The sequence below is a fragment of the Paenibacillus sp. NPDC056722 genome, from assembly GCF_042790635.1.
Lineage (GTDB): Bacteria > Bacillota > Bacilli > Paenibacillales > Paenibacillaceae > Paenibacillus_AQ > Paenibacillus_AQ agri.
This window is the reverse complement of record NZ_JBHTYV010000022.1, coordinates 1-20,204: the sequence shown is the minus strand read 5'-3', so window position 1 is coordinate 20,204 and position 20,204 is coordinate 1. Positions and strand designations below refer to the sequence as shown.

Below are 20,204 nucleotides of genomic sequence, written 5' to 3'. Positions count from 1 at the left end.
AAAGGAAGTCCTATGAAAGTTAACAATGCCGAATTTATTATCAGTGCCGTCGGCCCTGATCAATACCCTGATGACGCCTTGCCAGAGATTGCTCTGGCAGGGCGCTCCAATGTAGGAAAGTCCTCTTTGATCAATCGTATGATTAACCGCAAGAATCTGGCCCGGACAAGCTCTACCCCGGGTAAGACGCAACATATGAACTATTACCTAGTTAATGAGAACATGTATTTTGTGGACTTTCCAGGATACGGGTATGCCAAGGTGTCCAAGACCCAGCGTGCGACCTGGGGCAAAATGGTGGAAAAATATTTGGCCGAACGGGATACGCTGAAGCTCGTCCTGCTCGTCGTGGATCTGCGTCACCCGCCTACGAGCAATGACAAGATGATGTTCGACTGGCTGAAGCACTATGACATTCCACTTTGTGTGGTAGCCACCAAGGCGGACAAAATTCCGAAGACGCGCTGGCCGAAGCATGTCAAGATCATGAAGCAGGAACTGGGCGTACTGCCTGGTGATCTGTTCATTCCATTTTCATCGGAAATCGGACTTGGCCGTGAGGAGCTGTGGGCACTGGTCGCCGAGTATATCCAGTCTACTGAGCAAGAAGTGGTAGAGGATGAAGCTGCCGTTCAAGAGCCGGATGCTGGTGAAGCTTCCGAAGCGTAGAGCGTGCAGAGTAGATGTGGAATGAAGCTCGTGTTCATTGTATAATCTTGCTAAACAGTGTTACCAAGAATTGAGGGATCAAGATGGCTCAGCGTCTGGCTACGGAATATGTGAATGCGACTTTGCAAATGACGGAATTTCAGATGAATCAGTTCCTACTCTCGGCAGATACCAGTTATATCAGTCACCGTGTGAAAGTGCTCGGCGGCGGAGAACAGGAGATTGTGCTGGAGGAAGCTGGTGGAGAGGAAGTTCATTTGTCCTTTGAACGCAAAGGTAGCATTTATGTCTGCAAGTTATCCTGCAGGGTGGTCAACCCCCATTTGAATAATGCGGTCCGCAAGCTGTTCGTGACCTACAAGGGAACAGGAACGGTGAACCGAATATACAAGGGCTTCACGATGATGTATTACTATGTGGCTGGCTCTGTCCGCCAAATTTCGGAAATTACGTCTAGTGGCAGCAAGCTGATCTACCAGCACAAGCATACGGCTGCGGAAATGCTGAAAATGTATCATTCCAACCTCGTAGAAGAGGAGATTGCTAGCCTCAGGCGGCAAGTGGATAGGCTGCTGGATGCACGCAATGACGCGGGATCGTTGTCCCGGATTGCAGAGATTGATGGTGAATTGAGCGCTGCTGCCGCAAGGTTTTTCCAATTGGAAGCCTAATGAAAGTGTTACTGAAAGGTACAATCATTTCCAAGCGAAATGGTTGTATTTTTTTGTCGAAAAACTAAAGATATAGGAAGAAAGGACCGATAGAGAACTTATGATAGATATACATTGCCACATCTTACCCTTCGTGGATGACGGAGCTAGTGACTGGGATGCTGCGCTAGCGATGGCGAGTGATGCCCTGGCGGATGGAATCACCAGTGTAGTCGCCACACCACATCATGCCAACGGACAATATATGAACCCTGCAAGTCATACACTGCTAGCTGTGGAGGAGCTGAATGAGAGACTTCGGCGGGCCGGGAACCCGCTTAACGTTCTTCCGGGTCAGGAAGTCCGTGTTTATGGTGATCTTCTGGCTGATCTGGAGCAGGGAGAGCTATTAACTTTGGCAGGTTCCCGTTATCTTTTGCTAGAGATGCCATCCTCACGAATCCCCCGCAACATGGAGGAAGTCTGCCATGAACTGATCATTCAGGGAATCGTTCCGATTATTGCACATCCGGAGCGCAATGCCGAGGTTGCGGCAGAGCCAGCCAAACTGCAAAAACTGGCTGAAATAGGTGTGCTGGGTCAATTGACTGCGCAGAGTCTTGCGGGTACCTTTGGGAGCAAGCTGCAAAAGCTGTCGCTAGAGCTATGCCGTATGGGGGCTGTGCATATGATCGCCTCCGATGCCCATGACAGCGTGCACCGCCCGTTCGGCCTCAGTGAGGCATACAGGAAACTGGAGGCAGAAATGGGTGTAGAGGTCTGCGACTATTTCCGTGAAAATACGCAGAAAATTGTCATGAATGAGCAGGTATTTCAACAGCATTTTGTAAAAATACGAACAAAGCGTCAGAAATTGTTCGCTTTTTTTTCCCGAAAGGGCTGACCAATTGCTGGAATGATGGTAGAATGGTTTTTATTGGGTTGCAGACACCATGATTTTTCCAGTTGTACCAATTAAAAAAATACATAAGAAGAGGTGGATGAACAGTGACTTTGAAAAAGAAACTGGCAGTATCGACTTTGGCAGTCAGCTTGGCTGCAGCGTCTTTTGCAGGAATTCCGTTTAGCAGCGAGGGGCTGGCTAAGCAGCTTGGATTTACAGGAGTAGCGGCGGCTTCAGCAGTTACCCAAGATACTGTGAAAGATAAGATCAAGAAACTTTATGCCGAGCTTGATGAGGCAGGAAGAAAAAACTTGCTCGCCTACCAAACCGAAGCAAGCAGCATTACTACAACTCAATTTGAAAATATCTTCTCTGCATTCCTTAACAATGAGAAACTGGGCCTGAGTGCAGACAACAAAGATACACTGTATACAGCATTTGTTGGTGTATCCAGCGTTGTCTACGATGTATATGATGGCGATTATAGCAAAATTAAAGAGATTCGCACGAATGCCGAGAACATTAAACTGCTGAAGGAAATTGCAGTTAAAGCAAATGTTGCCGATTTAACTTTTGACGATGTAGTAGATTTCATCTTTGGTGAGAACGGTGTGGAAGCGACACTTCGTAGCCTCGTAAGCAGCAAAACCAAAGAGGAATTGATTGCGATTGCAACGAATCCTGCTGGACAGGAAGAACTGTTTAACGAAGCTATTGATAAAGTTCTGAACACCAGAACTGGCTCTACCGGTGCAGCAACAGTAAGTCAAGTTGTTTACAACCTTAATATCACTTCTGCTGATGTTAAAGCAACTTTGAAGACTTTCAATACAGAGATTAAATCTGCTAAACCTGCAGTACAATCACTAGTATTGGCATATATTCGCGCATTTGGACTAGGTAATGGTGGACCTGTTGATCCTGGAACTCCAGGAACTCCTGGAACTAACCCTGGTGGTGGAGACAGCTCCCCTGGCACACCTGCTGTTACAGTTGTTGTTAAAGACGGCGGTGTCTACGATGTGTCCAAGCTGGTATCCATTGTTGACGGCAAAGCTACGCTGAAGCTGGTTGACGCTGATGTACTGAAAGCCTTTGACGCACTTGTTGCAGCAGCTAAAGCCGCAGGTAAAGAAGCTAAGGATCTGACACTGACTCTGGATCTGGGTACTGTGAATGCTAAGACTGTAGAAGTGCCGCTGTCCAAAGCGATCATCGATGCAGCAAAAGCTAAAGGTATCGCTAACATTGGAGTAACGTTCAACGGTCTGACTGTGACGATTCCTGTAGGACAATTCGATGCTGCAATTGCGCTGACAGTTTCCAATGCTGACGATGCAGTCGTAACTTCCGTAACCAAACTGAAACTGGCTTCCAGCGTATATGAATTCGGATTGACTGTAGACGGTAAAGCCGTAACTACTTTCAAACAACCGATTACACTGAAGCTGCCATTGAAAAATACTGAAGGTCTGGACAAAGAGCTTCTTTCCGTAACCAAGCTGGTATATAACAGTCTCCAATTCCAAGGTGGTGTACTTGACGGAGATTACATCGTAGAACCGCGTGATACGTTCTCTTCTTATGCAGTACTTGAGAACAAAGTCTCCTTCAGCGATATTGCAAGTGTTCAGGCATGGGCTGGAAGACAAATTCAAGTTGTAGCTGCCAAGGGCGCGATTGAAGGCGTAGGCGACGGTAAATTTGCTCCGAAGAGCAACGTGACTCGCGCTGAATTCGCGAAGATGCTTATCCGTGGCTTGAACCTGGAGAACAGCTCTGCTACCCAATCTTTCAGCGATGTAAGAGCTAACGACTGGTTCGCACCTTATGTAGCAGTTGCTGCTGAGAAGGGCATTATCAATGGTCGTGGTGATAACAAGTTCGATCCGAATGCAACGATTACCCGTGCTGAGATGGCAACGATGATCTCCCGTGCGTTGAAATCTGTGAAGGACATCAAGGACACAGCTTCGCTGTCGGCCCTGAGCGCATTCAGTGATGCTGCCAAGATCAGTTCTACTCTGAAGGAAGGCGTTGCTTTTGCAGCAAGCCATGATCTGGTCATCGGCAATGCTGGTAAATTCAACCCTAACAATTCAGCTACTCGCGCTGAAGCAGCTGTAATCATCTACCGCACTATTAACTTCAAATAATATAGTAAATTGGAGAACCTCCTTTCATGCAGATGAGAGGAGGTCCTTCTCTGGGATATTCTAGAAACAACTTGGAGGTAATTTCACTTGTCATCACAAGAATTGGATCTTCGCGATTATTTCCGGATCGTCAGGAAGAGACTGTGGATGATCGTCAGTATTGTTGTAATCGTGTGTGCTCTTGCCGGGGTATACAGCTTGTATATCAAGAAACCGGTGTATGAAGCATCCACCAAAATTATCGTCAACCAGACTCCGACCCAGTCGGCGATGACGCAGCTTGATCTTAATCAGATCAATACCAATATTCAACTGATTAATACGTATAAAGAAATTATCAAAACACCGGCTATTCTGGATACCGTTATCAAGAATTATCCGCAGTTCAACATTACTACCGAAGAGCTTCTGAAAAAGGTTAATGTCAGCTCCGTCAACAATACGCAGGTGATGACACTTGTCGTTCGAGATAATTCCTACACACAAGCCGCAGAAATCGTGAACGCCATTTCGCTTGTGTTCAAGCAGGAAATTCCATCGCTATTCAATGTTCAGAACGTATCGATCTTGAATGAAGCTAAAGTGAATCCTCCAGTTGAACCTGGACCGGTCGAACCCAATGTGTTGTTGAATATCGCCATCGCTTTTGTAGTGTCGTTGATGATTGGATTAGGCATCGCCTTCCTACTCGAATACATGGACGATACCATCAAGACGGAAGCGGATATTGAGAAATATCTGGGTCTGCCTACAATTGCAATGATTACAAGAGTGGGACAAGAGAATGGTGCCAAGCCCACTTCAAGACAGGCTCAAGTCCAAACTTCTGGAAAGGCAGGGGACCTTGAACATGTCACAGTCACCAAATAATCAACAACGTCACCTCATTACCGTTACCAATCCGCGCTCGCCTATATCGGAAGCATTCCGCGCGCTGCGTACGAATATTGATTTTTCTTCGGTGGATGAGAAGATCCAGATCATTATGATTACCTCCTCCGGTCCGGAAGAAGGTAAGTCCACTGTTTCGGCCAACCTGGCTGCCGCATATGCGCAGTCTGACAAGAAAGTGCTGTTAATTGATGGCGATTTGCGTAAGCCTACCGCCCATAAGACATTTAAGCTCAGCAATCGCTATGGACTATCGTCTCTACTGTCCAAGCAAGCTGATCTAGAGGAGGTAGTGCAGGAGTCGGGTGTACCTAACCTATCCCTGATCACATCAGGACCACTTCCGCCGAACCCGGCTGAGATGATGGCCTCCAACCGCATGACCACCGTGCTTCAGGAAATGCGTGAAGTATTTGATATTGTGATTATCGATACGCCTCCACTACTGGCAGTGACCGATGCGCAGATTGTGGCTTCGAAGAGCGATGGCGTAATCATGGTAGTTAGCTACGGTAAGGTTAAACGAGATATTGCGATGAAAGCCAAGTCCGGCCTGGATCGGGTAGGGGCGAAAATGCTGGGCGTCGTGTTGAATAACGTCAAACGCAAGGCCAGCGAGGGTTATTACTATTACTATTACGGAAATTGACCAGAGTCGTAGGGAAAATGTTATTTTTGGAGGCACTGAAAATGACAGCGAAAACTAGAATAGTTGTATTATTCCTCGTAGACCTTGCCATCATCTGGTTCAGTATTGTGACATCCTATCTGTTCCGTTTTTATGATGATATGCCTCGGGAATATTACATTCAAATGTATCAATACGGGCTGATCTCTACCGTAACCTTCGGCGGGAGCCTGATTTACTTTGGCTTATATCGGCGAATGTGGCAGTATGCCAGCATCGGAGAAATCATATCAGTCATCAAGGCTATTCTGGTAGGGGCGCTGCTCTCTTACGGCATAGCCTTCATCATTTTACCGGAACGTGTGCCATTTGGCGTGGAAGTTCGTTCGGTGGAGACCATTTTGGTTCTGGTAGGCGGTGTGCGTTTCTTATGGAGGATGTTTCATAGAGAGCGAATCAATTATAAGGACACGCAGACACACACCCTCATTGTAGGCGCAGGAGACTGCGGTACGCTTATAGCCCGGGAAATGATGGGCCCAATGTTTGCTCACAGCAAAATAGTGGGATTCATTGACGACAGTATGAATAAATATCATATGTCGATATTGGGGATTCCTGTACTGGGGAATCGTTATTCCATTCCTAGCATCGTGAAAGAACGAAATATCCATGAGATTATCATTGCTATGCCATCCGTCTCTCGCACGGAGATTTCCGAAATCATTAACATTGCCAAGAAGACAGGCGCGAAGCTGAAGATTATCCCTGCACTCAATGATCTCATCGCTGGCAAAATATCTGTCAAGAAGCTGCGTGATGTCAGTGTAGAGGATTTGCTGGGGCGGGAGCCAATTGTCGCAGATATGAACGGTATTCTGGGGTATGTCTATGGCAGAACCGTATTAGTTACCGGAGCAGGCGGGTCGATTGGTTCGGAGCTGTGTAGGCAGATCCTGCCTTTCTCACCGGACAAGCTACTCTTACTAGGGCACGGAGAGAACAGTATCTATACCATTGAGATGGAGCTTCGCAAGAGCTTTCCCGAGGCACAGATCATTACAATCATTGCGGATGTACAGGACCGAACTCGGATGATGGATGTCTTCCGCAGTCATAGACCGCAAGTGGTCTTTCATGCAGCAGCACATAAACACGTTCCCTTGATGGAGCGGAATCCTTCTGAAGCGATCAAGAATAACGTGTTCGGCACACGCAACGTGGCAGATTGTGCCGACAGATATGGCGCTCAGCGCTTCGTGATGATCTCTTCAGACAAAGCCGTGAACCCAACCAGTGTAATGGGAGCGACCAAGCGGATTGCAGAGATGTATGTGCAGAGCCTGAGTGCGACGAGTCAGACCAAGTTCTCGGCAGTGCGCTTCGGTAACGTGTTAGGTAGCCGAGGCAGCGTGATTCCGGCATTCAAGCAGCAGATTGCAGCAGGTGGACCGGTAACGGTAACGCATCCCGAGATGGTACGTTATTTCATGACCATTCCGGAGGCTGTACAGCTCGTCATCCAATCCGGGGCTTTTGCCAAAGGTGGAGAAGTGTTTGTCCTGGATATGGGAGAACCGGTGAAGATTCTTAATTTAGCTGAAGATTTAATTACATTATCCGGGTACGAGCCGTATGTAGATATTGAGATTAAGTTCTCAGGAATTCGTGAAGGCGAAAAGCTGTACGAAGAACTCCTGACAGATGAAGAGAATCTGGGCGCGACCCAGCATAACCGGATTTTCATAGGAAAACCGGAGATTATGAACCAGAACCAGCTTGAGCTTGAATTCAAGCGGCTGGAGCGTGTACTGCCCGAGGAGCCAGAAGCCATTCGGGAAGTCATTAACCAGATTGTCCCCATGCAGCCGGTCGCACAAGCGGCGATTAGTTGACTAATCTATTTCAAAGCAGGGGGAACCCCATATATGGTAAAGAAAAAGAAGTGGAAGAAAATTGTATTCTGGACTCTCTCCATAATCATTGTACTAGGTGTTGGTGGCGCATTCGCAGCTAATTATGCCGTTGACAAGCTTATGAATTCCATGGCAGATGGATTTGATCTGGATGCAGAAGACCCTGTTGTAGCTGATGGATCAGGTAACGATAAATCACCAGATGTGCCTGACTCAGCTAACACTAGCGTTCCAGCACAGGAAACAGACTCTTCTAATGCAAGCCCTTCCGAGGGAGGAAATGGAACTGAGCCAACGAAGAAGCCTGCTGAAGGTGCTTCAGGGACAGGTTCAGCTGGAGACAAAGGTACTACTGGAACAAACAAAGATGGATATACCGCAGAAGTCTCCAAAGACAAGGCTAAGGAAATTCAGCAGAGTATCACTGTGAAAGATAAAGCCGATGTCGTTACTATTGTTCTCGGTCAACTCAGTGCCTCAGATATTAAACGGCTGCAAGAGCTTGCACAAGGCGGCTTAACCGTCGAAAAGAAGAAGGAAGCACGCAGCATTATTCTTGGTAAAGTAAGCGAAGAACAATACAATGAGCTGTCGAAAATCGCCAAGAAATACGGGATTAGCCAAGGGAAAACCCGTGATCAAGTCATCCAAGAAGAGAAGGACGTGACTAAGAGTGAATAAATTAAAAGTTTCAGCCGTTATGTTGAGCCTGGCAGTGTTAATTAATGTCGCACCATTGTCTGTATCCGCCCCGGCTTCGGTAGCTGCGGCATCCACAACAACCAAGACTAGTTCCATTAAAGTACAGACTGTTGATGTGAAAATGGTGTTTGACGGCGTATCCCTGCAACCGCCAGCAGGACAATATGTATTCATGTACAACAACTCTACCTATGTACCACTTCGCTTCATGTCTTATGCACTTCAAAAATCGGTGAGCTGGGATGCCAAGAACCTGAAGGTGACTGTAGTTGAACCAAGTAGTTCTGAGTTGGTGGTCATCAAGGAGTTCTTGATGAATGCATCTGGCAATCAAACCGGTTCCGCAGCTGCAAAAAATATTACTTTAAATAGCATCGATGCAAGTTATGTATTTGGCGGTTCAGCCAAGAAATTGCCTGCGGGCCAATCCAGCTATATCCTGAATGGCTCCGTATATGTACCACTACGTTTTTTATCGGAATCTGTCGGTAAATCTATTAGCTGGGATCAGAAAACAAAGACGATTACCGCTGCATCTTCAGGCGTCAACGAACAAGAGGGCAAGAACAACCCAGGCTCCAATCAGCCTGCTAGCACCAAATCCCCTACAGCGAGTACTGCACCATCTGCAACACCAGCTCCAACAGGCGCAGCTGCAGGTAATGCAGGCGGTAGCGGCGGTACAGGTGGTGGAGGAACAGGAAGCGATAAAGTTTCCTATGAATCCATTACTAGCGCAACGGAAGGTAAGCTGAATGCGCTCAAAGCTGAGAGTGAATCTGCATTATTCAGTACGGCTATGGAGTACATCGCAGCCAAAGATGATGCCGAGAAGAAAACGGCCATCAAGGCAAAGGGCGTGCAGCAACTGAATTCCTTCAAAGCAACATTCAATAGCATAATTGCAGATGCTGAACAAAAACTGAACGCGAACGGTTACAGTACAGCGATCATTAGTGAATATAGAAGTGCTTTTGAGGCGACTTTGAAACAAGGATTGGCATTGGCAGAAGGATTGGCGGGTTAATCTAACGGATGAATAAGGCTGTCCCCTTCAACTCTATAGAAGATAGTAGGGGACAGAATAAAGACAAAGAAATAAGGATCAGGTGAAGGAATGCGACCCTATACTTTTATAAAACCAATAATTGATTTTGTACTGGCTTTAATCGGGATGCTCCTGTTATGGCCTTTTTTCTTGATCATTGCCCTGGCAATCAAACTAAGCTCCAAGGGCCCTGTTTTCTTCAAGCAAAAACGGTTAGGGAAGAACAAAAGTGAGTTCTATATCCTAAAATTCCGAACAATGCGGACAGATGCTCCCAAGGATATGCCCACGCATTTGCTGAAAGATCCTGAGTATTACATAACTAAGATTGGGAAGTTCCTGCGGAAAACTAGCCTGGATGAGCTGCCTCAAATTATTAATATTCTAAAGGGCGACATGAGCATTATTGGGCCAAGGCCTGCGCTTTGGAATCAATATGACTTGATTGCGGAGCGTGATAAATATGGAGCTAATGATATTAAACCAGGATTAACAGGATGGGCACAGATTAATGGTAGAGATGAATTGAAGATTGCTATTAAAGCACAACTAGATGGAGAATACGTTCGAAAAAAAGGATTCTCAATGGATTTGAAATGTTTTTTTATAACAATATCAAGTGTGTTGAAAAGTGATGGGGTCGTTGAAGGGGGAACGAGAAACTTAGAGAGTAGTGATATATAACGATGCCTGAGCCCTAACAATCGGTTCTTATGAAGATATCAACGAATGTGAGGTTAAAAGAATGTTGTTAGTTACGGGAATTACAGGCCATACGGGGAAATATTTTTTGCAGGAACTGATTAACAATAAATTTAAAGATACTATTCGTGTTGTTATTCGAGATACTTCTGATTCAAGCATGCTGGATAACAGCGGTTTAAAAATAGAAAAATTTATTGGCGATATTACAGATAAAGAATTTCTGAGTTCTTGTATGAGGGATATAGATACTGTAATGCATATTGCTGGTATTCAAAAATCTCAGGGTCTTATGGAGGCTGCATTAAACAATGGCGTGCAGAGAGCCATATTGGTGCATACAACTGGAATTTATTCGAAGTTTAAGTCGGCTTCGGAAGAATACAAGAATATCGAAATCGAGATTGGGAAAATCGTTAACAAGAGTGAAAAACTTAATGTAACAATATTAAGACCTACTATGATTTATGGGGATATATGTGATCTTAACATTAGCAAATTTATAAAAATGGTCGATAATTTAAGGATTTTCCCTGTGATTGATAAGGGTCATAGTTTAATTCAACCGGTAAATGCAAGAGATCTTGGTAAGGCTTATTATCAAGTTTTGTGCATGCCAGTCGAAGTTGCAAAAAAAGAATATGTATTATCAGGTGAAAAGCCTATTGGAATGATAGATGCATTCAAATTAATTAGCGATAATTTGAATAAAAAAACAGTATTTATTAGTGTTCCTTTAGCTTTTGGTGTGTTTTTAGCGAAATCGTTAAAAGGAGTTACAATTGGCAAAGTTGATTATATAGAAAGAGTTCAAAGAATGGGAGAGAATCGAAGCTTTCCTCATGAGGATGCGACTAAAGATTTTGGCTATAATCCAATGCCCCTTAGTGAGGGGATTAAAATAGAAGTTGAACAATATAAACGTAGAAAATACTGAAGGGAATTCATTGAATTATGGAAAAAATACTAATTACAGGTGGTTCAGGTTTTATAGGGAGTAAAATCATCGATAGGATTTATAAGGAGTATGATATTGTAGTGCTGGATAATTTCTCACCACAAATACATGGTGATCACTACGAAGAATCGTTTTTATATCAAAATATTAAAGATAAATGTAAGGTGATTAAAGGTGATGTGCGTAACTATGAAGATGTACTGTTGGCATTGGAAGATGTCAATTACATAATACATCTTGCTGCGGAGACTGGTACGGGTCAATCCATGTACGAAATGAGTAGGTATACTGATGTTAATATCAAGGGAACTTCCAATCTTCTAGAAGGTATCCTGAAAAATAAGCTTTCTATTAAGAAAATTATTCTATCTTCATCTCGTTCAGTGTACGGTGAAGGTATGTACATTTGTAAACAACATGGGAGTGTCGTACCAAAATCAAGAAATGTTGATGATATGTTGAGCTTAGATTTTGAAGTGAAGTGCCCTGCTTGTAGAGGGGAAGTCGAACTAAGTAAAACAACGGAAGATAGTTCCTTATCTCCAATCTCCTATTATGCATATACTAAACTTGCGCAAGAAAAGATGCTAGAAGTTATGTGCCCAACCATGAATATTCCGTTTACAATTTTTAGATATCAAAACGTATATGGATCAGGCCAATCTCTTACCAACCCCTATACTGGTATCCTTTCTATTTTCTCGAAGTTATTATTACAGAATCAGAACATTAACATCTTTGAGGATGGTAACGAAAGCAGAGACTTTATCCACGTTAGGGATGTAGCTGCCATCACTTGTGATGCACTTGAGAACAAGTTAACTAATAATCAATATATTAACGTAGGTAGTGGTGAGAATATTTCTGTTATTCAAGTTGCAGAAACATTGAAGCGATTATATGATTCTAATTCGGAGATAAAGATTTCCGGTGACTTCCGAATTGGTGATATCAGACACAATATTGCTGATATTAGCAGAGCGCAACAACTATCTGATTTCAAACCTTCTTATACATTTGAAGAGGGTATGGAGGAATTTACTGCATGGGTTAAAGGGCAAGATGAAGGAAATAAACTTGAGAAATCCAATGATCGTTTTGAACTTTCACTAGAGGAAATGAAGGCGACAGGAATGTTAGTTCAGGTTGAGGGTTAGGCACAGATGAGAAATAAGAATATTCTATATATTGGAACTCCATTTTTTGGATATTATAAACAGATCATAGAGGAGTTCGAGAAACAAGGTTACTCTATTGATCATTATAATGACAGACCCAGTGAAAATGCGTTAACGAAAGGGTTAATCAAAATCAAAAGAAGTTTGTTGAACTCTTTAATACAGAAGTATTTTGATAAAATCATGGCTGAGACTCAAAACAAAAGCTACGATTTAGTATTCATTGTTAACTGTAAGGTGTTCACACCATTGATGATTCGGAAATTAAAAGACAGTCAAAAGAGTGCTAGATTTGTTTTGTACATGTGGGATTCATTAACTCTTTACCCTAATAGCAAAGATCTGATCCCTCTTTTTGATAGAGCCTATTCTTTTGATTCTGATGATTGTGACACTCTGGAAGGATTAAGTTTTTTGCCGCTGTTCTATTGTAAGACTTATGAGAATGTAGGGAAGGAAGTTGTCAGTGAAAGGCAATACGACATCGTAAGTGTATGTACGGCCCATCCAAATCGTTACAGTATATTGAAGGAATTATTTCCGCGATTGGATTCTAAGGGTATCCGTATCTTCTCATATATGTTTTTGAACAAGTTGCAATATCTTTATAATAAAGCCTTTTTACCTGCCTTTAAAGATGCTAAAAGTAGCGAATTTAAGTTTGTACCATTGTCAGAAAAGGAAAATATAGAAGTTCTTAAAAAATCAAACACAGTATTCGATATACAACATAATAAACAGAGTGGCTTAACTATGAGAACAATCGAAACACTCGGTGCAAAAAGGAAATTAATTACAACTAACACTAATGTTAAGAAGTATGACTTTTATAACGAAAAAAATATTCTTGTACTGGAAGAGTATGATTTAAACGTTATAGAGATATTTCTGAAGCATGAGTATGAACCCATTGATCAGGATATTTATCGAAAATATAGTTTACACAGTTGGATAGAAACTATTATTTCAGACCGAAGTGATAATGGATATTTAAAAAGGGATTTTTAGAGAGTATTAGATGGAGGTAGTCTATGAGAAATATGTATTCACTATCAGAGACTATATCAACCGCATATGCATTGATATGTACAAAGTTGTTTTATAGAGGAGCTAGATTAGTCAGAAGGCCATTCTATTGTCGAGGAAAGTCAAGACTGCAATTTGCTCAGGGACTTACTACAGGATATAATTGCAGATTTGATTTACTTGGTACAGAGAACGATAAAACATTGAAGAAACTTATTCTAGGGGAGAATTGTAAACTGGGCGATAATGTTCATATTGTTGCGAGTGAAAAGGTTGTAATTGGCGATAACTGCTTAATGGCTTCAAAGATATTTATAAGTGACACGAGTCATGGAGATTATTCAAAAGCTGAACTTGATTCAGGGCCAGACACTCCACCAGATGAGAGACCTCTATATACTAAACCTGTTAGCATTGGAAATAACGTTTGGATAGGCGAAAATGTTTGTATACTTCTCGGGGTTACTATTGGGAATGGGTGCATAATTGGAGCCAATTCCGTGGTTAATAAAGACATACCGAGCAATTGTATCGTCGCTGGTTCACCAGCAAGGGTGATTAAAAAATGGGATGCTTCCTTAAATGTATGGGGAACCGTTGAAAAGAAGGAATCTTAATATATTTTTTAATTATTTATTCAATAAGAGAATAAAACATGAAATTAAAATAGGTGAACAATATGAAAATATCGGTTGTAATTCCGATGTATAACAGTAGAGAGACAATTATTAGCACACTAGATTCCATAAAAAATCAAACTGCATTTAAGTATATCCTAGAGATATTAGTAATTAATGATGGATCAACAGATGACTCTCTAAATTTGGTCGAGAGATATGCCGAGGAAAACAGTGAAATGCCAATCATCCTTAGAGATAAGCCTAATGGGGGGGTTTCTACAGCTCGTAACTTAGGCATGAAAGAAGCTAAGGGAGATTGGATTGCTCTTCTAGATTCAGATGACGATTGGTTGCCAAAGAAAATAGAGATACAGGTTAATACTATAAAGAAGCACCCAGAGATTGACTTTTTGGGTGGAGATATAGATGAGAAAGGGCTTAAGATATTATTCAGAAGAATCGAAGGGCTGTATAAGGCCAATGTAAAGGATATTTGCCTCAAAATGTTTCCTCAGACTTCTGTGGCAATTTTTAAAAAAAGTATTTTTGAGCAGATTGGCGGATATGATGAAACACAGCAGTATGCGGAAGACGGTAATTATTTCTTAAAAATATGCGCTAATTATAATTACTATCATCTACCTATACCGATGGTATACTACGGTGGGGGTAAGCCTGCTTTCGGCTTTAGTGGACTTTCGGCAAATCTCGAAGGTATGTACTTAGGTAATCTAAAGAATATAAGAGAATTAAAAAGGGATTCATTAATTAGTGGAACATTCTATACCTTTCTAAGGTTCTTCTATTGGGCAAAATACATTAGAAGAATATTATTAACTAAATTACATAAACATAACTCTTGAAAATATAATACAACAGGAGACAAATAAGTGAAGAAAATATTGATTTTCATTAACAGTATGCAGCCTGCTGGTGGAATTGAAAGAGTTGTAGCAAATTTAGCAAATAGTTTTAGTGAGAAGTATGAGGTTACTGTTTTGGTTAAGGATGATGTGAATTCGTTCTATGAACTTAATACTAATGTGAAAATTGATAGCTTAGATACCCCTCTTCAATTGAATATGAATATGCGAATACAACGATTGTATAGCCTCATAATAAATTTATTCAAAGGAAATATTAGTCTACGAGCATATATTAATTCAGGTGATTTTGATTACATCTATGTTACATCCCCATTTAATGCTTTGGAAATCTTTCTTTCAGGAAGGGAGCATTTACGAAAATTAATTATCAGTGAACATGGATCAAAATTTGCTTACAATAAAATCTATAAAATATTAAAAAAATACTTATACCCTAAATCTTATGTAATATCTGTTCCCACAACAATGGATACAAAGGCGTACATTAAAGAGGGGAGTAATGCTATATATATTCCGCATCTCTCTACGTTTCCAGTTGTACATCGGAATAATTTGAATTCTAAGGTAGTTCTTAATATTGGAAGATTAACATCCGACAAACAACAGCTTCTACTCCTTAAGATTTGGAATGAGCTTGAAAAAGAAAAAATGTTAAATGGATGGAAGTTAAGGATAGTTGGCAAAGGAGAAGAAGAGGTTAGTTTAAAGAAATATATTGAATCCAATAATCTTCAAAATTGTGTTGAGATTTTACCCCCCACCAAAAGTGTAGACACATTCTATAAAGAAGCATCACTTTTTGCCTTTACTTCAAAATTTGAAGGATTTGGCATGGTGCTGTTAGAAGCAATGTCGTTCGGGATACCCTGTATTTCCTTTGATTGCCCAAGTGGACCCAGGGATTTGATCGTACACAAAAAAAATGGAGTTCTAATTCAGCCTTATGACGTAGAGGAATACAAGAGAGAAATGGCTATACTGTTGAATGACAAAAGTTATTATCTGAAATCATTGGGTGAAAATGCACAACTTACTGCCGAAGAATGGTGTAACGAAGATATTATGAATAAATGGGACAAAGTGCTTAGGAGAGAAATCTAATGAAAATAATAGCGTTTTATTTACCACAATTCCATACGATTCCAGAAAATGATGCATGGTGGGGTGAAGGGTTTACAGAGTGGGTAAATGTGAAGAAGGCGAAGCCATTATTTAAAGATCACTATCAACCCAGAGTTCCTTTGAATGGAAATTATTATAATTTACTTGATGATGAAGTGAAAAAATGGCAAATTTCTTTGGCGAAAGAATACGGAGTATACGGATTCTGTTTTTACCATTATTGGTTTGATGGGAAGCTGCTTTTAGAAAAACCACTAGAACAATTTAGAGATAATTCTGAATTGAATCACCCATATTGCATATGTTGGGCTAATGAAAATTGGACAAATGCTTGGGTCGCTGATAAAGATCCTAAAACATTAATGGCTCAAAAATATGGTCAAAAACCAGAATGGAAGAAACATTTCGATTATCTGTTGCCCTACTTCTTAGACGATAACTATATAAAGGAAGAGGGAAAACCACTTTTTGTTATCTATAGACCAGAGATAATAGATTGTTTAAATGATATGCTTGATTATTGGCAAGAACTAGCATTGGCTAATGGATTCAACGGTATCAATTTTGCTTATCAACAACTGCCTTTCTATCTAATGAAAGATAAAGACGATAGTAGATTTAGATACAATATAGAATACCAACCAGGTTATGCATTGCATGACTTGAAGATAAATAGCAGTCACAAATCAAGTGCAATGTACAAATACCGAACCACTATACGTCAAGTTATCAATAAAATAGATAAAACATTTAACACAAACTTTACAGCAAAATTCGCTGGTAAAAAATTGAGCTTGATAGATTTTAATGAAGCTTGGAGAGAAATTATTAATCGTCGCCCAACAAATAACAAGTCAATACCAGGAGCATTTGTAGGTTGGGATAATACTCCCAGACGAGCAAATGGAAGCATATATACTGGGAGCACGCCAACATTGTTTAAAGAATATATGGTTAAGCAAATTGAGAATGCGAGAGATCATTATAATACGGACAAAATATTTCTCTTTGCATGGAACGAGTGGGCTGAAGGCGGATATTTGGAGCCGGATGAAAAATATAAATTTGGTTATTTAGAGGCACTAAATGAAGCCCTTATTGAAACTGATGAGAAAGAATGATAAATATTGAGATTAGCTATTAAATAATGTGGAGGAAATTAATTTTGCATGGAAAACTTGAAATCTAAAAAAATACCTACAGTATTATTTGTATTCCACAATTCTGATTATTATAGTGGCGCAACTCGTTCATTAATAGATATTATAGAAAGTTATCTGGACAAAAAAACAGTTAACATTGTTACGTTGTTCCCCAAAACAGAAGGTACTGCGATAGATTATTTGCTTCGAAAAGATATAAAAGTTATTAATTGCTTTTATACAGAATTAGTTGCTTCTATAAATCAACCATTAATTAAAAAGATCGTAGCATTTCCATATAGATTTGCAAGAATGTTAATATCAATAATCAGCATATACCGTTTAAAAAGTCTAATTAGTGATTTAAAATTTGACGCAGTTTACACGAATACAAGTGTTATTTTTGTAGGGGGGTTTTTGAATAAGTTCTTTAAGATCCCCCATATTTGGCATTTCCGTGAGTTTAGAAGAGAAGATCAGCAAATTGATTTCTTTTTTGGTGAAAAATACTTTTATAAGTTTGCAAATAAATATGCGAATAAGATAATTGTCTTATCTAAGAGTATGTTTCAAAAAAATCAGTTATATATAAAACCTGAAAAATTACAGGTTATTTATAATGATATATCACCAAGCTATATTAACCCGAAAAAAAAATTTAATTTATCTAAATCCAATATTCAATTATTGATTGCTGGAACATTGAGCGAGGGAAAGGGACAATTAGAAGCTTTGAAGGCATTGAAGATTTTGTTAGATGGTGGATATGAGATTACTTTAAACATCGCTGGTAATACGGATTGTGAATATTACAAAATATTAGAAGATTATGTATTTGATAATAATATGAGTGAAAATGTGATATTCCATGGACTTCGAAAGGATATGAATGAATTAAGAAAGTCTATGGATATTGGTTTAGTGACATCAAAAAGTGAAGCGTTTGGAAGAGTTACTGTTGAAGGGATGCTTAGCTCATTGGCAATGATAGGTCAGAATAGTGCTGGTACCAGTGAACTTATAAAAAATAATGAGACAGGATTATTGTATGAGCCCGGAAATATTGAAGCTCTAGCTGAAAATATTAAGTATCTTTATGAATCCAGATCAGAAATGGAGAGGATTTCTGTGAATGGATATAATTATGCTGTTGATAATTTTACAAAAGGAAAATGTAGCAATACAGTTTTAGAGCTTGTTCTTGAGGCACTAAATGAGCCTAATTATATTTGAGTTTTCTGGCTTTGTTTAAAAGGAGAGGTTTTTTTGGGGATTTATATCGCTTTTGCATGTATGGGAATATCAATAATTACTAGTAGGATGCACAAAAACGTAATTAATCCTATATCAATATTATTTGCATTTTTTGCTCTTATGATAGGACTTGCATCCATGGGTTTGTATAACTTGTATATTGTACGTGAGCATACATATAACGTTTTATCTATTGGGTTATTAAGCTTTCTGGTGGGTTATGCCATCATGAGCTTAATATTTCCTAAAAACAAAGAGGACTATTTTGATTCTAATGTTAAGTATGAACTAAAATATGGTTTTCTTTATTTTCTTTATTTTCTGACAATAGTATATATGCTTTTTCGGTTATCAAACGTAATTTTACTTTTGACTCAAGGATATTCGCTAGGTGAAATAAGAGGTTCATTTAGTAGTGAAGTATTGGGTTCATCTACATGGGCAATTATTTACGAAAACTATATTAATAAAGCCCTGATATTTATGATTATGCCTATTGCTGCAATTGACTTCTTTGCTGGAAAAAAAGACAAGAAACTATTGGTGTTATCAATTTTCGTCGCTATCCTATCAGCTTTTGGAGATGGCGGGAGAGTTATATTTTATTATATCTTTATTCATTTTATGATCGCAGCTGTAATATACAAAAAACGTTTGAATATCAGTAGAAAAATAAAAGGAATCATTATAGTTTTAATAGTTTTCGGAGTATCTGCTATGTATATTATAACCAAAATGAGAGGGCCTTCAGTATCTATCATTCAACAGTTGTATTTATACTTAGCAGGTGCAATACCACATTTAGATTATAGATTATATATAATAGATTCTACCAATTCTTCTACACATGGCTGGGCTTTTTTTAACGGATATTTAAAACCTCTTTTTCATGTGATGAATAGTGCTGGATTGTTTAGCTATCCGCAGTCTTTCCTGAACTCTTTAGATTTATTGAATGTTGATAATTTTGTAAACATAGGAGAGAAACTTACATTTAATGCATTTGTGACTCCGTTTTTTTATTTTTACTCAGATGCTGGTTTTTTTGGAGTAATTATATTTTCCGCTATATACGGGATTATTTGTTCATTATCTTATAGTTACGTTAAATACAGACCTAATATCAAGAACATAGCTATTTATCTACTAATAATGCAAGGTGTATTAACATCAATGGTTCGTTGGCAATTCGTTATATCAGCCTATGCACTCTCATTTTTATATTTGAACTTAGTAATTAGGAAGAAAAAAACTTCTAATTATACAAAGAAATAGAGTTGCTTATACATAAGGAGGATTTTCTTGGAGAAAAAAATTGAAAGAAATACATCAATAGATATAATGAGATCTATCTGTACCTTACTTATAATGTTAGCTCATGTTGAATTACCGAATTTACTATTTAATTTGAGGACATTTGACGTTACAGTTCTAATATTTCTATCTGGAATTTCAATGAGTTATGAATCACAAATACGAACGGTTTCTTTCGGAAGATATTTATGGAAGAGAGTTAAAAAACTGTTAATTCCAACGTATATAGTATTAAGTCTGATCTTTTTTGGAGTATATGTTCTATGTTTTCTTCTTAATCGAAATTATTTGTGGAGCTTAAATCAGGTGCTTTTATCATATGCCTTAACCACTTCTGGAAGTGCTATAGGTTATGGTTGGATTGTACGCATTTTCTTAATGATAGCACTTCTGCAACCATTTCTTAAATTTATTAATAAAAAAATAAAGAATAATAT

The 20,204-nt window shown here is 39.7% G+C and carries 20 protein-coding genes; all 20 read left to right on the top strand.

The window, feature by feature from the left end; translation table 11 throughout:
- The first annotated feature begins 12 nt into the window (after positions 1-12).
- Positions 13-669, top strand: a complete 657-nt coding sequence (gene yihA / locus ACFRAM_RS27755) for a ribosome biogenesis GTP-binding protein YihA/YsxC (protein ID WP_379470194.1) — start codon at positions 13-15, stop codon at positions 667-669.
- A gap of 83 nt (positions 670-752) precedes the next feature.
- Positions 753-1,340, top strand: a complete 588-nt coding sequence (locus ACFRAM_RS27750; protein ID WP_175370306.1) for a non-ribosomal peptide synthetase module — start codon at positions 753-755, stop codon at positions 1,338-1,340.
- 100 nt (positions 1,341-1,440) lie between these two features.
- The gene (locus ACFRAM_RS27745) at positions 1,441-2,223 is read left to right on the top strand and encodes a tyrosine-protein phosphatase (RefSeq protein ID WP_379470192.1); all 783 of its coding nucleotides are present in this window, start codon (positions 1,441-1,443) and stop codon (positions 2,221-2,223) included.
- 104 nt (positions 2,224-2,327) lie between these two features.
- Positions 2,328-4,379, top strand: a complete 2,052-nt coding sequence (locus ACFRAM_RS27740) for an S-layer homology domain-containing protein (RefSeq protein WP_379470190.1) — start codon at positions 2,328-2,330, stop codon at positions 4,377-4,379.
- A gap of 87 nt (positions 4,380-4,466) precedes the next feature.
- Complete coding sequence (locus tag ACFRAM_RS27735; RefSeq protein ID WP_175370303.1) at positions 4,467-5,249, top strand: YveK family protein; 783 nt, start codon at positions 4,467-4,469, stop codon at positions 5,247-5,249.
- Positions 5,230-5,919 carry a CpsD/CapB family tyrosine-protein kinase gene (locus ACFRAM_RS27730; RefSeq protein WP_175370302.1) on the top strand — a complete coding sequence of 230 codons (690 nt, stop codon included), beginning with the start codon at positions 5,230-5,232 and terminating at the stop codon, positions 5,917-5,919. The genes ACFRAM_RS27735 and ACFRAM_RS27730 overlap by 20 nt, the downstream gene beginning before the upstream one ends.
- 41 nt (positions 5,920-5,960) lie before the next feature.
- A complete protein-coding gene (locus ACFRAM_RS27725) occupies positions 5,961-7,793 on the top strand; it encodes a polysaccharide biosynthesis protein (protein ID WP_379470187.1) in 1,833 nt (610 codons plus the stop codon).
- A 33-nt stretch (positions 7,794-7,826) separates the two neighbouring features.
- Positions 7,827-8,495 carry a hypothetical protein gene (locus ACFRAM_RS27720; protein ID WP_379470185.1) on the top strand — a complete coding sequence of 223 codons (669 nt, stop codon included), beginning with the start codon at positions 7,827-7,829 and terminating at the stop codon, positions 8,493-8,495.
- On the top strand, positions 8,488-9,543 hold the full coding sequence (locus ACFRAM_RS27715; RefSeq protein ID WP_379470183.1) for a copper amine oxidase N-terminal domain-containing protein: 1,056 nt from the start codon (positions 8,488-8,490) through the stop codon (positions 9,541-9,543). The genes ACFRAM_RS27720 and ACFRAM_RS27715 overlap by 8 nt, the downstream gene beginning before the upstream one ends.
- Before the next feature lie 90 nt (positions 9,544-9,633).
- Positions 9,634-10,248, top strand: coding sequence for a sugar transferase (locus ACFRAM_RS27710; RefSeq protein ID WP_379470181.1), 615 nt, complete (start codon positions 9,634-9,636; stop codon positions 10,246-10,248).
- Between the two features lie 61 nt (positions 10,249-10,309).
- Complete coding sequence (locus ACFRAM_RS27705) at positions 10,310-11,203, top strand: SDR family oxidoreductase (RefSeq protein ID WP_379470179.1); 894 nt, start codon at positions 10,310-10,312, stop codon at positions 11,201-11,203.
- Between the two features lie 17 nt (positions 11,204-11,220).
- Positions 11,221-12,381, top strand: a complete 1,161-nt coding sequence (locus tag ACFRAM_RS27700) for an NAD-dependent epimerase/dehydratase family protein (protein WP_379470177.1) — start codon at positions 11,221-11,223, stop codon at positions 12,379-12,381.
- 6 nt (positions 12,382-12,387) lie between these two features.
- Entirely contained in the window at positions 12,388-13,410 is a 1,023-nt protein-coding gene (locus ACFRAM_RS27695) for a WaaS/CpsH family glycosyltransferase (RefSeq protein ID WP_379470175.1), read from the top strand.
- A gap of 23 nt (positions 13,411-13,433) precedes the next feature.
- Positions 13,434-14,045, top strand: coding sequence for a DapH/DapD/GlmU-related protein (locus ACFRAM_RS27690; RefSeq protein ID WP_379470173.1), 612 nt, complete (start codon positions 13,434-13,436; stop codon positions 14,043-14,045).
- A gap of 62 nt (positions 14,046-14,107) precedes the next feature.
- On the top strand, positions 14,108-14,911 hold the full coding sequence (locus ACFRAM_RS27685) for a glycosyltransferase family 2 protein (protein WP_379470171.1): 804 nt from the start codon (positions 14,108-14,110) through the stop codon (positions 14,909-14,911).
- Positions 14,912-14,938: 27 nt separating this feature from the next.
- Complete coding sequence (locus ACFRAM_RS27680; protein ID WP_379470169.1) at positions 14,939-16,036, top strand: glycosyltransferase family 4 protein; 1,098 nt, start codon at positions 14,939-14,941, stop codon at positions 16,034-16,036.
- The gene (locus ACFRAM_RS27675; RefSeq protein WP_379470167.1) at positions 16,036-17,178 is read left to right on the top strand and encodes a glycosyltransferase WbsX family protein; all 1,143 of its coding nucleotides are present in this window, start codon (positions 16,036-16,038) and stop codon (positions 17,176-17,178) included. The genes ACFRAM_RS27680 and ACFRAM_RS27675 overlap by 1 nt, the downstream gene beginning before the upstream one ends.
- Positions 17,179-17,226: 48 nt before the next feature.
- A complete protein-coding gene (locus ACFRAM_RS27670; protein ID WP_379470165.1) occupies positions 17,227-18,432 on the top strand; it encodes a glycosyltransferase family 4 protein in 1,206 nt (401 codons plus the stop codon).
- Between the two features lie 33 nt (positions 18,433-18,465).
- Positions 18,466-19,728 carry an O-antigen polymerase gene (locus ACFRAM_RS27665; RefSeq protein WP_379470163.1) on the top strand — a complete coding sequence of 421 codons (1,263 nt, stop codon included), beginning with the start codon at positions 18,466-18,468 and terminating at the stop codon, positions 19,726-19,728.
- Between the two features lie 27 nt (positions 19,729-19,755).
- Positions 19,756-20,204: acyltransferase family protein (locus ACFRAM_RS27660; RefSeq protein ID WP_379470161.1), on the top strand; the 449-nt coding region annotated here is incomplete at its 3' end.